At 50.3% G+C, this 12428-nt stretch carries 19 protein-coding genes; 12 read left to right on the plus strand and 7 right to left on the minus strand.

The genetic code is table 11. The features are described from left to right. Positions 1-141 precede the first annotated feature (141 nt). Together ACTF7Q_RS08850 and ACTF7Q_RS08855 are read right to left on the minus strand one after the other, a co-directional pair. The gene (locus tag ACTF7Q_RS08850; RefSeq protein ID WP_438997480.1) at positions 142-2079 is read right to left on the minus strand and encodes an ABC-F family ATP-binding cassette domain-containing protein; all 1938 of its coding nucleotides are present in this window, start codon (positions 2077-2079) and stop codon (positions 142-144) included. Further along, positions 2080-2802: a TerB family tellurite resistance protein gene (locus ACTF7Q_RS08855; protein ID WP_438997481.1), complete on the minus strand. Its 723-nt coding sequence runs from the start codon at positions 2800-2802 to the stop codon at positions 2080-2082. A gap of 146 nt (positions 2803-2948) precedes the next feature. Between ACTF7Q_RS08855 and ACTF7Q_RS08860 the strand changes: the two genes are divergently transcribed. Further along, positions 2949-3224, plus strand: a complete 276-nt coding sequence (locus tag ACTF7Q_RS08860) for a sulfurtransferase TusA family protein (RefSeq protein ID WP_438997482.1) — start codon at positions 2949-2951, stop codon at positions 3222-3224. Here ACTF7Q_RS08860 and ACTF7Q_RS08865 read toward each other — a convergent pair. Continuing rightward, positions 3208-3540, minus strand: coding sequence for a hypothetical protein (locus tag ACTF7Q_RS08865; protein ID WP_438997483.1), 333 nt, complete (start codon positions 3538-3540; stop codon positions 3208-3210). The genes ACTF7Q_RS08860 and ACTF7Q_RS08865 overlap by 17 nt on opposite strands. Before the next feature lie 132 nt (positions 3541-3672). Between ACTF7Q_RS08865 and ACTF7Q_RS08870 the strand changes: the two genes are divergently transcribed. From ACTF7Q_RS08870 to ACTF7Q_RS08885, 4 genes are read left to right on the plus strand one after another with little or no spacing between them, the layout of a single operon-like run. Beyond that, entirely contained in the window at positions 3673-4338 is a 666-nt protein-coding gene (locus tag ACTF7Q_RS08870) for a lysophospholipid acyltransferase family protein (protein ID WP_438997484.1), read from the plus strand. Further along, positions 4338-4730: a DUF2237 family protein gene (locus ACTF7Q_RS08875; RefSeq protein ID WP_438997485.1), complete on the plus strand. Its 393-nt coding sequence runs from the start codon at positions 4338-4340 to the stop codon at positions 4728-4730. Before ACTF7Q_RS08870 ends, ACTF7Q_RS08875 begins: the two co-directional genes overlap by 1 nt. Positions 4731-4781: 51 nt before the next feature. After that, complete coding sequence (locus tag ACTF7Q_RS08880; RefSeq protein ID WP_438997486.1) at positions 4782-4985, plus strand: hypothetical protein; 204 nt, start codon at positions 4782-4784, stop codon at positions 4983-4985. 51 nt (positions 4986-5036) lie between these two features. Continuing rightward, positions 5037-5219: a hypothetical protein gene (locus ACTF7Q_RS08885; protein WP_438997487.1), complete on the plus strand. Its 183-nt coding sequence runs from the start codon at positions 5037-5039 to the stop codon at positions 5217-5219. A gap of 12 nt (positions 5220-5231) precedes the next feature. Here ACTF7Q_RS08885 and ACTF7Q_RS08890 read toward each other — a convergent pair whose 3' ends face one another. Beyond that, a complete protein-coding gene (locus tag ACTF7Q_RS08890) occupies positions 5232-5393 on the minus strand; it encodes a hypothetical protein (protein ID WP_438997488.1) in 162 nt (53 codons plus the stop codon). 260 nt (positions 5394-5653) lie between these two features. Between ACTF7Q_RS08890 and ACTF7Q_RS08895 the strand changes: the two genes are divergently transcribed. From ACTF7Q_RS08895 to ACTF7Q_RS08905, 3 genes are all read left to right on the plus strand, one after another. Further along, positions 5654-6607 (plus strand): homocysteine S-methyltransferase family protein, encoded by a 954-nt coding sequence (locus tag ACTF7Q_RS08895; RefSeq protein WP_438997489.1) that lies wholly within the window; start codon positions 5654-5656, stop codon positions 6605-6607. 130 nt (positions 6608-6737) lie between these two features. Then, positions 6738-7112: a rhodanese-like domain-containing protein gene (locus ACTF7Q_RS08900; RefSeq protein ID WP_438997490.1), complete on the plus strand. Its 375-nt coding sequence runs from the start codon at positions 6738-6740 to the stop codon at positions 7110-7112. Between the two features lie 17 nt (positions 7113-7129). Beyond that, positions 7130-7666 (plus strand): tetratricopeptide repeat protein, encoded by a 537-nt coding sequence (locus ACTF7Q_RS08905; RefSeq protein ID WP_438997491.1) that lies wholly within the window; start codon positions 7130-7132, stop codon positions 7664-7666. Positions 7667-7949: 283 nt separating this feature from the next. Here the strand turns inward: ACTF7Q_RS08905 and ACTF7Q_RS08910 are convergent, their stop codons facing one another. After that, positions 7950-8120: a hypothetical protein gene (locus tag ACTF7Q_RS08910; RefSeq protein ID WP_438997492.1), complete on the minus strand. Its 171-nt coding sequence runs from the start codon at positions 8118-8120 to the stop codon at positions 7950-7952. 97 nt (positions 8121-8217) lie between these two features. On the opposite strand from ACTF7Q_RS08910, the gene ACTF7Q_RS08915 reads away from it, so the two are divergent. The 4 genes from ACTF7Q_RS08915 to ACTF7Q_RS08930 all read left to right on the plus strand — a co-directional run bounded on the left by ACTF7Q_RS08915 (position 8218) and on the right by ACTF7Q_RS08930 (position 11464). Continuing rightward, positions 8218-8814, plus strand: coding sequence for a glutathione peroxidase (locus ACTF7Q_RS08915; RefSeq protein WP_438997493.1), 597 nt, complete (start codon positions 8218-8220; stop codon positions 8812-8814). Positions 8815-8925: 111 nt separating this feature from the next. After that, a complete protein-coding gene (locus ACTF7Q_RS08920) occupies positions 8926-9852 on the plus strand; it encodes a glutathione S-transferase family protein (RefSeq protein WP_438997494.1) in 927 nt (308 codons plus the stop codon). A gap of 286 nt (positions 9853-10138) precedes the next feature. Then, complete coding sequence (locus ACTF7Q_RS08925) at positions 10139-10498, plus strand: SET domain-containing protein (protein ID WP_438997495.1); 360 nt, start codon at positions 10139-10141, stop codon at positions 10496-10498. 93 nt (positions 10499-10591) lie between these two features. After that, positions 10592-11464, plus strand: coding sequence for a phytanoyl-CoA dioxygenase family protein (locus tag ACTF7Q_RS08930; protein WP_438997496.1), 873 nt, complete (start codon positions 10592-10594; stop codon positions 11462-11464). Between the two features lie 58 nt (positions 11465-11522). Here ACTF7Q_RS08930 and ACTF7Q_RS08935 read toward each other — a convergent pair whose 3' ends face one another. Together ACTF7Q_RS08935 and ACTF7Q_RS08940 are read right to left on the minus strand one after the other, a co-directional pair. Further along, a complete protein-coding gene (locus tag ACTF7Q_RS08935; RefSeq protein WP_438997497.1) occupies positions 11523-11699 on the minus strand; it encodes a hypothetical protein in 177 nt (58 codons plus the stop codon). Positions 11700-11768: 69 nt separating this feature from the next. Next, positions 11769-12383 (minus strand): glutathione S-transferase family protein, encoded by a 615-nt coding sequence (locus tag ACTF7Q_RS08940; protein ID WP_438997498.1) that lies wholly within the window; start codon positions 12381-12383, stop codon positions 11769-11771. Positions 12384-12428: the final 45 nt, after the last annotated feature.

A 12428-nucleotide genomic window follows, 5' to 3' on the forward strand; every position in this document is an offset into this window, starting at 1 on the left:
GTGGAGCCCGGACTTTCCTCTCCTCTTTTACGAAAAAAGAGCAGCAGCCATCCAGCCATCTGACAGGCGAACACTATACCGATGCCAAAGCATTCCCGTCAATATGGCGGGGTGTTTTCAAGCAGATTAAGGGGTGATCTCCTAATCCCCGTCCAATGCTTCGGCTTTTTCCGCCGCCGCCAGCCAGGCCAGTTCCTTATCATCTTTGGCGCGGCGCAGATCAGCGATTGAATCGGCGGTTTTATTGAATCTATCGGGGTCTTTGGCGAATAGCGCCGGATCACCAAGCACGCTTTCCAGCTTTGCGATCTCGGCGTCCAGCACCTCAATCTCGCCAGGCAGTGTATCCAGCGCGTGCTTATCCTTAAAGCTCAGGCGCGGGGCGCGGCCATTATCTGAACCTCGCGCTGATGCGCTGGCGGCTTTGCCCCTACCTGCTTTATCGTTGCCCGCTTTAGATTTTGCCGCGCCTTTATCGCCGCGCGTGCCGCTACGCTCTTGGGCGCGATCTTGGGCACGCTCTTGCGCACGATTACGGCGTTCCAGATAATCCGAATAGCCGCCAGCATGTGCGACAATCTTACCATCGCCTTCAAAGGCCAGCAGGCCGGTCACCGTCCGATCCAGAAAATCACGATCATGGCTGACGATCAAAACGGTGCCGTCATAATCAGCGATCACTTCTTGCAGCAGTTCCAGCGTTTCCAGATCCAGATCATTGGTCGGCTCGTCAAGCACCAGAAAATTATGCGGGCTGGCAAATAGCTTGGCCAGCAACAGCCGGTTCTGTTCACCACCTGACAAAGTCGCCACGCGCTGGGTCATTTTGACATCTTCGAACATGAAATCGCGCAGATAGCTGGTGATATGTTTTTGCTGACCGGCGACCTCGATCATGTCACTGCCGCCTTCGCTTAGCACTGTCCAAGGCGAGGCGTCCCGATCAAGCGCTTCGCGGCGTTGGTCGAAATAGGCATGATTGAGGCCAAACCCCTCGCGCACGCGGCCACTATCCGGCGTGCCAATGCCCAGCAGAATACGCACCAACGTCGATTTGCCAATCCCGTTGGGGCCAACGATACCGATGCGGTCACTTCGTCGGATCAAAAGATTGAAATGACGCATCAAAATGCGGCGTCCATTCTCGTCCAGTGTCTGGTCGGATGCTGTGCTGGCGCTATCGGGGGCTGGCACGCTGGCGGTTATATCAATCGCTTCTAGCACCAGTTGCCCGCCACCTTCGGCAGGGCCAGTTTCCATTTTGACACTTCGTGCGGTGATGCCGCCGGCCTTAGCACGTTCGGTGCGCAGGCTATACAGTTCGCGAAGCCGCCCCTGATTGCGTTTGCGGCGCGCGGAAATGCCTTCGCGTGACCATTTGGTTTCGCTGGCAATGCGGCGATCCATTTTGTGCAAGGTCACCGCTTCATCGGCCAGAATGCCTTCCGACCATTCGTCAAATTCGGAAAAATGCCCATCACGGCGGCGCAGCTTACCCTCATGCACCCAGACGATGCCGGTACCCAGATTGCGCAGAAAGGCGCGGTCATGGCTGACCACCAGCAAGGCGCCCTTATGCTGGCGCAACATACCTTCCATCCATTCGATGGTTGGTAAATCCATATGGTTTGTCGGCTCATCCAGCAGCAGAATATCAGGCTCGGTATAAAGCGCCCGCGCCAGTGAAACGCGGCGCGCTTCGCCGCCAGACAAGCCGTCGGTCATGCGGTTGCCATCTAGCCCCATACGCATCAGAATCGCTTCGGCCTTATGTGCCTGTCTGTCACCGCTGGCTGTTTCCATACCTGCGGTCACCACCGAAATCAGGCTCATGCCCGGCGGGATATGCGGGGCTTGCGGCAGATAGGCTATTTCGGCACCGGGCGCGGTCCACAGACTGCCTTCGTCCATTTCGCCAGCCCCTGACATCAGCTTCATCAGACTGGATTTACCAGCGCCATTGCGTCCGACCAGTGCCAGCCGGTCACCCGCATGAAGCGACAGATCAGCCCCACGTAAAAGCCAGCGGTCACCCAGGTTTATACCTGCATTAGCTAGCGTCAGAAGTGGTGGTAACATCTAGCTTATTCCGCGCTGGCGGCAAATGGCATCATAGGCAGCATTGATCGCGGCCAGGCGTTCATTGGCGGCGTTGATAAATTCTTCGGGCATGCCATCGGCCATCAATTTATCGGGATGATGCGACCTTACCAGCGCTTTCCATTGGGCTTTGAGATCATCGTCGGATATGTCTTTGGTAACGTCCAGCACTTCATAAGCCGATGGGCCGTCGCCTTGGTGAATGCTGGCAAAGCGGGCAAACTCATCTGCGCTAAAGCCGAAAATATGTGCCACTTCGGCTAGATAATCCTGTTCTGGCTGAGTAATTGCGCCGTCTGATTTAGCAATGTGAAACAGCAGATCCAGTAATTGTTCAAGCACTGCTGTGCGCGGGGCGAACAAACGCGCCACCTGTTGCGCATAATCTTGAAACCCATCAGGCGTTTTGCGCGCCAGATCCCAGAATTTGCCAACTTGCTTGACTTCTGCCGCGGGAATATGAACGCGGTTGCGAAACGCGCCAATTTCATCGCGGGTAACAATGCCATCGGCTTTGGCCATTTTTGCTGATAAGGCAATCACAGCAACAGTAAAGGCGACCTGCCGTGTTGCATCACTATCGGTTTGCGGGGTCAGCCGTTTTTCAACAGCATGACCGGCTGCTGCTCCTAGCAATGCGCCAATCGGACCGCCCATAGCAAATCCGGCTGTACCGCCGATTATGATACCCCAGATGCTCATGCAGATTATCTAGCTGGTCTGGTATGTGATTGGCAAGGGAATTGGCATCAATTCACCTATAGATAATGTCAATTAAGCTTTCGCCTTGATCGAGATGTGGATTACTATATGCCCTTATTATTATCGATTCTGGAAAGTTTTTGTTTATGACCAATCCTGTTGATCCCGCATCCCCGCGTCAAACCGCTGATATCAGCCTTGATTTGACCGGACTGAAATGCCCGCTTCCGGTGCTCAAGGCACGGCGTCAGGTCGGTATGATGGCCGCGGGTACAGTGCTTGCGGTGACTGCCGATGATCCGGCGGCGCCACTGGATTTTGACCATTTTTGCGAAACCAGCGGGCATCGGCTGATTGGCAGTGAAACGATCGCAGGCGTGTTTCACATCACGATCGAGGTTGGGACTAGCCCAGCAGATTGAGATGAAAGGCAGTGGCGATAGCCCCATCAGGTGCCCCGTCATATAGCCCAAGCTCACTACATTTAATAAAAAAGCCAGGGGCAGGCAGGCCACCACGAGCGCGTGAAATGACCCATGCTGCACGCAGAGGCAAAGATTGCGCGTAGTCACTGTCCATTGTGGCCTCAAGCCAGACGGACAATTTATTGATCCGGTGTGGGGCAGGTATAGCCGCGGCATCGGCAAGTTCAGCATAGGTAATCAACGTTCGGGTTTTTACCGCAGCCGCCAGTGCCATTTCGGCGCGCATGTGCCATTCATTATTGCTTCGGGCCATTAGTTTGAAATACCTGCTCTGACATTGGTTTTTTAGATATTGATTTTGGGCATTGATGTTGATGTCGAATATAACTAGCTTGGCGCTATGGTTTATCTCAGATCATTTTTGTTTAACAGCCTGTTTTATCTGATGACAACGTTGATTGTCGTGCTGTTTATGCCGCTTTTGTTGCTGCCACGGCAAGTTATATGGTGGGTGGCCAGGTTCTGGGGATGGGCAACATCAAAACTGCTTTACATCTGCGGAATCGATCATGACATCATCGGTGATATGCATCATGATGAAACCGTTATCTATGCCGCAAAACACCAATCGGCATGGGAAACCATCGTTCTCTATGCCGCCTTAAAAGCGCCGATTACGGTGATGAAACGTGAATTACTGTTTCTGCCTTTTATCGGCTTTTTCTTTTTGCGCGCAGGTTGTATTGCGGTGAATCGTGCGGGCGGCATGAAAGCGTTACGCGAATTACGCGCGGCGGCATTGCAGATCCGTGAAAACCCGCGCTCAATTCTGATTTTTCCCCAAGGCACGCGGGTTATGCCGCGCACCCCGCATGATTATCAGATTGGTGTGTTTACGCTTTATGATACAACCGGCTTCACCGTGATTCCGGTTGCGCTTGATTCAGGCCGTGTCTGGCCGCGCAACAGCTGGTTGAAATTCCCCGGACGGGTTCAAGTCCGCTTTCTCGAGCCCATTACGCCAGGCTTGACCCGCAAACAATTCATGTCCACCCTTGAAACCAGAATTGAAAGCGAAGTGGCTATTCTCGAAGCAAGTGAGGTGACGTGATGGATGGTGGTCAGGGACGCCCTAATGGCCAGATAAATGTGTTAGGTGGCATCCTTGCCAGCTGTTCTCATGATCCGGTTACTGGATTTTTCCGCGATGGCTGCTGTAATACAGGTCCATCCGATCAGGGTTTGCATACGGTTTGCGCGGTGATGACTGATGCCTTTTTGGCCTATAGCAAACAAGCCGGTAATGATTTATCGACGCCGATGCCTGATTATGGCTTTCCCGGGTTGAAGGCTGGCGACCAATGGTGTTTGTGTGCCGCCCGCTGGGAACAGGCACGCGCGGCAGGCTGTGCACCAAAAGTCCGGCTTGCGGCGACCAATCAGGTGACATTGGCGATTTGCACATTAGAAGATTTGAAAGCGCACGCCATCGACCTGAATTAGGTGCTGTGCTATATACTGATTATAAAATGCTATAGATAGGTGATAGGAACCATGCTTGCACTTGATCAGAAAGTAACGCTGTCCTGCACTGAAACGGGTCAGGATGCGGCTGGTACAATCGTTCGTATTCAGGGAAGCCGGGTTGATGTGGCGCTAAGCCAGGGTGGCGGTAATTTGCTGGTGTCCTTGCATAAGCAAAAAGCAGGACTCTATGTTGGTAGCCAGAGTGGGCTTGAATTCGTAATGCGCATCTGATGAAGGCACGCGCTTATCACCTTATATTTATGACCTTGAATGAGCTGTGTCATGTCTGATGAAAACCAGACTGATAAAAATCAGTTTGATGACATAAACCAAAACCCCGACCGAAGCTTGTGGATCATGAGTGCTGTTTTGGTGCTGGTTGCGGTTGCCATCCTGCCATTTGCGGCACGTCATTCATCGGTGGTGCGTTCGATTGCGACCATGTGCGGGTTTGATCTGGGCTAATAGTGGTCTTTGTTATTTGTAAGGCTTCTGGGTGTGGCTTCTGCGTTTGTGCGGTTTCTTGGCTTTGAACTTGGGTTGCAAGCCACCGCTAAAGAATACCGCCAGATTAACATAACCCTGTAAATCTTTATCCTCGGCAATGCCATCATGTGTGATTATCATCCAGCCTTTCATAGGTCGGCCTGTCGGGTCAAACGGGCGGATATGTGGGTCATTCGTCAGGTCGTTTGCGGCATCGACGCCAAATCGAACATATCATCGACTAGCTTTCTCAGACGTTCGGCGAGCCCTTTGTCATGCATCTGTTTCCCTTTGCCATGATGTTGTCACTGATTACGCGTTCAGCATAACAAAATTAATCATCATATTTATCATCAAACATCTGGACAAAACCACCTGCACATAACTAATGTTATAAGTGGGGGAGAATTATTATGATTATACTAGATGGTGGCTTAGGCCGTCAGCTAGCCGCTATAGGTGCGCCTTTCAGGCAACCCGAATGGTCTGCGCTAGCGCTAATGGAAGCGCCGCAATATGTCCGGGATGTGCATGATTCATTCATTGCCGCCGGTGCACATGTTATCACGACGAATTCTTATGCCATTGTGCCATTTCACATTGGTCAGGATCGTTTTGATGAGTTGGCCCCGCAACTGCTGACCTTGTCTGGCACATTGGCGCAGGCGGCGGCTGAAGCGGCAGATCATCAGGTCAAGGTGGCGGCCAGCATCCCACCAATGTTTGGCTCATACGAACCTGATAAATTCGATCCCCAAGCGGGACAACAGATGATGCAGCTATTCCAGCGTTATCTGGCGCCAAGCGCTGATATTTTTCTGGCCGAAACATTGGGATCGGTTATCGAAGCCAAGATATTCCTTGAATCCTTTGTCGATTGTGCTGCCGACCTCTGGCTTTCTGTTACATTGGAAGATGTTAAACCGGTGCCGGGTGCCCCGCGCTTGCGATCGGGTGAGCCGCTTTCTGCATTGCTTGACGTTATTGCGCCGATGCGGCTTGATGGCTTGTTATTTAACTGCTCCCAGCCCGAAGTCATGCATGATGCTATCACATGCGTGTCAGAATTTCGAGCCCGACAGCCATCGCGACCATCAGGGATGGGCTTGCAGATTGGCGTCTATGCCAATGCCTTTCCGTTGATGGATGATGATTACGAACATGCAAATTCAACCTTGCATCAAATTCGTCATGATATCACGCCGCAAAATTATGCCAAATATGCGGTGCAATGGGCCGCGGCGGGTGCCGATATTATTGGCGGCTGTTGTGGTATTTCACCTGAACATATTGAGATCATGGCCGCCGCGCTCAATAATAATCAAGGCGCCCCGCTATCAACACCTACATTTGCACGGCAAGCCTAACAGCTAGGCGGCCGTGACAAAATTGCCATGACCCTTGAATGTGTGGACACTCTTCCCACTTCATATATATGTAGCAAATTCCACATAGCATATGTGTGGCGCATCAGCCATCTTGATCAAGGGGTTTAAAATGAAACGTGCACAGGATTATCTTGCCGAAGCCAACGCTGTTGTTGCAAAAATCACGCCAGAAGACGCCATCGCCAAACATAAAGCGGGCAATAGCTTGTTTATTGATGTGCGGGCTAGCACGGCGATTGATGACAGCGGCACGATCGCGGGTGCTCTCCGGATTGACCGTGGTTTTATCGAATTTGCTGCTGATGATTCGACCCCGCACCATAATCCAGCTCTAACCAAGGATGCCGACATCATCCTGATTTGTGCTGCCGGTGGCCAGGCCGCGCTGGCGGGCAAAACATTAAAAGACATGGGCTATGAAAATGTTGCGAATGTTGGCGGAATTGGTGACTGGATTGCGGCTGGCGGTAAAACCGAAGCTTAACAATAGGTGAGGTGGCTATGAATATTAAGACAAATAACGAAGGGCAGATTTTTCAAACCATGCTTATGCGGGTCTTTATGGCGGGTGCATTGGCTATTCTGATAACATCTGCAAGCACAATGAGCTTTGCGGCAGGCAGTGACTCAGAATCGTCAGACTCGAGTGGCTATAGCACTGCAGATACCAATAATAGCAAGGAATTACGTGAAGCGATAAAGCTTATAAATCGTGATCTGTTCGAAGCGGCTTTGGTGCCGCTTGCACTTGAAACAATGCAGAATCCGAAAAACGCTGATGCGTGGAACTACACGGGCTTTGCTTTGCGTAAAAGTGGCCGCTATGACGAATCAATGACTGCCTATGACAAGGCGCTGGCGATTGACCCTGAACATAAAGGTGCGCTGGAATATCAAGGCGAGCTTTTCTTGACCTTAAAACAACCTGACAAAGCCAAGGTAAATCTTGCCAAGCTAAAACAGCAATGTTCGTTTAACTGCAAGGAACGCGACGACCTGATGCGGGCGATTAACGCCTATAACGCCGCAAATAAATAAATCTGGACAAAATAAATCTGGACAAAATAAAGGGGGATAAAATCCCCCTTTACGTGATTGGCTATCGAAATAACCTGTATTCAAGTTGTTAAGTTAACCGCGACGCGAGAGGCTGCTCTCACATCCAGAATACCCAACCAAGTTATTTGATAGATTCCGAATATCACTAGACATTAGATCACCTCCTTTTCATGTTGTTACTGTTGTTAAACACCCTAGCGTGTAAATTCAGGCTTGTCACCAACCACATGATTCCGTCTGCCTAAGACTATTGGTCGCAGGTTCAGCTCCCCAGAAACGATTTTGACATATCCATTATCATAGACAGTTTGTCAGCCAGAAAATGGCTGATATCCTGACTTGTAGTGACGGCTAGTTTAAATCCCGCATCGCTGATGGTCACGACATCATTGGTAAAGCTTGCCCATAATTCCTCGAGTGATATATCATCCATCTCTGATCCTTCAATTTACTTTTGCCAAATGGTCACCTTGTGGCAGTCAAGATCATCATTATATAAGCGTTAATGAATTTAATGTTGCGAGATCAGAATGATTAAACCTGCATCACATATAGCCTTTGCAACACCATCCAAATCGGTATCTATCTGGGCTATTATTCTGCTATTTGTAACATTTGTAACGGAGCCTGTGATGCCAGCATATGCCAAGAACGCCCATGATATTTCGTTTGAAAATATCGAAGGAGGCACGCTTGACCTTGCCGAATTTCGCGGCAAGGTGATTTTGCTTGTCAACACAGCGTCGCAATGTGGTTTCACGCCGCAATATGAAGCCTTGCAAGCCATGTGGGATAATTATCGCGCTCGCGGTCTTGTCGTGATTGGTGTGCCAAGTAATGATTTTGGTGGCCAGGAGCCAGGTGCCAATATCCAGATCAAGCAATTCTGCACGATCAATTACGGTATTGATTTTCCAATGACTGAAAAGGTTGCGGTCACCGGATCGGATATGCACCCCTATTATCAATGGGTGCGTGAAGCTGGCGGACGTTTGGCGATGCCACGCTGGAACTTTTACAAACATCTGATCGATCAAGAAGGCAATTTTGTCACTTGGTTTGCCTCGACAACTGCGCCGGATGCCCGGAAAATCCGGCAGGCTATTGAAAAGCTTTTGCCGAATTAGATAACATTTTTATCACCTGATCGGCGCATATGGGCAGGGTTTTATCTTTCCTCTCGATAGATGCACGTTCTACAATGAGAACGTAAATATTCATAAAGCTTGGAGCCTGTCATGTCGTTGATCCTTCATCATTACCCGCAATCACCTGTTGCGCATAAGACGCGCATGGCATTAGGCATTGCGGGGGCAACATGGCAAAGTGTTGAAATTCCTCGACTCCCGCCAAAGCCTTTGCTGATGCCGCTTACCGCTGGCTATCGCCGGACGCCGATTTTGCAGATTGGCGCGGATATCTATTGTGACAGCCAGAATATAATCCGGGCACTTGAAGAATATGGTTGTCCCAACAGCCTATTTCCCGATGGGGTTACGGGGCGTTCGATGATGATGGCATCATGGGCTGAAAACACATTATTTGATTTGGCAGTGCGGGTGGTTATTGCCAATGCATTGGATACAGCACCTGCCGAATTTATCGCTGATCGTGGTGCGCTGTATTTTGAAAAAGACTGGACTCCTGAATCCCTGCGGGCAGATGTCCCTGGTGTCTTGCTAAGGCTGCAGGCAGGGCTGGCCTGGGCTGAATTTCAACTTGTTGCCAGTGATGGTGTGTTTCTGAATGGAAATACGCCATGCTATGCAGATGCGGCCATTGGTTACATTGCATGGTTTTTGCGCGGGCGCTGGGAAGGTGGGCCAGGATTCCTTGGCCCCTTTGAACAGGTCTGTAAACTCGAAGCCGCGCTTGCTGATATTGGCGAAGGTAGCAGTAGCGATCTTTCTGGCGAAGAGGCGCTGGCGATCGCCAAGGCCGCTTACCCAACCTCGCCAACAGGGGTGTCTGTTCCCTTTACCGCAGGTATGAAAGAAGGTCATAGCGTGGCCATTCAGCCGCATGGCACAAATGCAGATCCACAAGTGACAGGCACCTTGCGCTATCTTGATGCCACACGGGTATCGATTGATCATGATGCGCCTGAAACAGGTCCGGTGGCGGTGCATTTCCCGATCGCTGGATATGATATACACCCACTTTAGCCATAGAATGCGTATTCGGCTATCTGTTATGGTGATGCAATTATTGCATCACCATATAGTGTAACTAGCACTTCTGTTGCGCGCTAATTTCGCGCATAACAGTCTTGCAAGGGGCGCTCCTCCCTCCATCCGGTTACTCTCCAGTTTCCATGCGCCCCTTGCCGAATCTCCGTTAACTTCCCCTGGCTGTTATGCAGACCAGGGGTTTTTTTATCTTATCCCCTTCACACTCTTGACCTGGCTGGGTGATCGTTACACAAAAGGTCACCTAGTCGCGAGGATATCTATGAAAATTACCATTAAAGACTCACCACTCCATGGGCTTGGCGTTTTTGCTGTAGAGGATATCGCTGCTGGCAGCACGATCGAACGATGCTTTTATCTGGTGATTGACGATGATGATCTGCAAAGCACAAACCGCTTGAATGATTATCTATTTACCAGTCCGGATGACCCAAATGACTATCTATGCGTCATGGGATGCGGGATGGTTTATAATCATGGCAATCCTGCTAACGCGGAATGGCAGATAGATGACGATGATAATCGCTTTGTCCGCTTTTCGGCGCTTTGTGACATAAAGGCAGGCACCGAAATTCTACATGATTACGGCACTGACTATTGGACAACACGCGCCGAAACCTAATGCCATATCACAGGTGATTTTTCTGTAAGCTATGACTTTGATATGGGCATATTATGGGATAATAATTAATTATATAGATGTGGAGGGCGCGTGATGACAGGTCATATTTTTGATATATATAAGCAACATTTTGAACGTGACGGTTTTGTTATGATGAAAGATGCGCTGACCGCACAACAGGTGCAGGATATGAATGCACAATTGCGTTTATGGGTCGATGAATCGCGCAATCATGAAAAAGCCTATGGACAGATCGCTGATGGGCGCCCACGTTTTGATGTCGAACCGTCAAGCCATAGCCATGACACACCCGCATTGCGCCGAATTTCGGCGCCTATCGAAGTGTCTGATATCTATCTTGATGTGATGCGCAATAACGCGGCGCTTGATCTGACAGCGTATATTTATTCGCCAAATATAAAGCTTCATGCCACCAAGATTAATCTGAAACTACCCGGTTCAGGCACCGCGGTGAAATATCATCAGGACTTTCCCTTTGAACCGCATTCAAATGATGATGTGATGACAGTGCTGTTTTTTCTGGATGATGTAACCTTGGAAAATGGTCCGCTTGAAGTGGTGCCTGGCAGTCATAAAGGTTCACTTCACTCACTATGGCAGAATGGTGTATTTACCGGTGCGGTTGATGCCGATATTGAGGCTGATGTGCGGGCAAATGCGCTCAAATGCACAGGCAAAGCTGGCGATGCCTGTCTGATGCATTCGCGGCTTTTGCATGGCTCGCTGCCAAATATGACCGATGCCCCGCGCTGTCTATATATTGTGACTTACGTAGCCGAAGATGCCATTGCCCTTGATCGAAACCCGATCCCACATAAATATGATGGCGAGATTGTGCGGGGACACTATACAGGGCGCGTGCGTAGTACCGCATTCGAGATGGAGATGCCCGAATATCCGAAAGAGGCATCCTTTTTTGGTCAGCAATCAAAAGTCGAATCATAGACCAGCCTAACCAGCGGATCCCAGTCAGCCGTTACGGGACTGTGCTTAACGGCCATGTCTAGTTTCGTTTGGCCAGCCATTCTTCGGTTGAACAGGTGGGATGCGGACGCAATAGATCGATCGGGGGCGTCGTCCGGTCGATAGCCAGCTCGATTTCATCTTCGGTTTCGTCTTCATCGGGTTGCTGTGCATAGCGGCGGTTATTAGGCCGCCCCATATTGTCCCGTATGTTCATAGAGTTGATCCGCATAACAGAAACATGAACGACGCATATCGGCTATATTTTAGCTCATGTGCTAGCGGTTTATGTGTAAAACGGCATGACCGCCTGTACCGATGGCCGCGCGCGCATCAATGCGTCATGCTGTTTCAGTTTTGGAAAGTGATCCAGCTCTACACCATCACCGCCAAACCAGCGAATGATAAGCGCCAGATACGGGTCACATAGCGAATAGCGATCGCCCAGAACATAGGGGCCAATGAAATAGTGATCCTCGATCATCTGGGCGTAACGGGTCATATTTTCAGTGACTTTTGCGCGCATGCTGGCTTGCGCCGCTTCATCATCTGCCCAGCGATAGCCGCGATGGCGGTGGGCATGGGCAACATGCACCGTCGAGGCGATAAACATATTAAACGCCTGCGCCTGGGCCAGCAGAAACGGATCGGTTGGGGCCAACTGCTTGTCTGGATGTGACTGGGCGATATATAGCAGAATTGCTGGATTTTCGGTCAGTATCCCTTGTGGGGTAACCAATGCGGGGACGCGTCCCTTGGGGTTGACCGCCAAAAAGGCTGGAGTATTTTGTTCATCTGTTTCAAAATCAACAGATGTGGCGGTAAATTCTGCACCGGCATCATACAGCAATATATGCGGGGCATAGGCACAGGACATCTTTGAATAATAAAGTGTAAGCATGATCATGATATCCTTGTTTTGGTCAATATATCTAATGATAGTTTG

The organism is Puniceispirillum sp. (SeqCode) (genome assembly GCF_965657105.1).
Classification (GTDB): domain Bacteria; phylum Pseudomonadota; class Alphaproteobacteria; order Puniceispirillales; family Puniceispirillaceae; genus Puniceispirillum.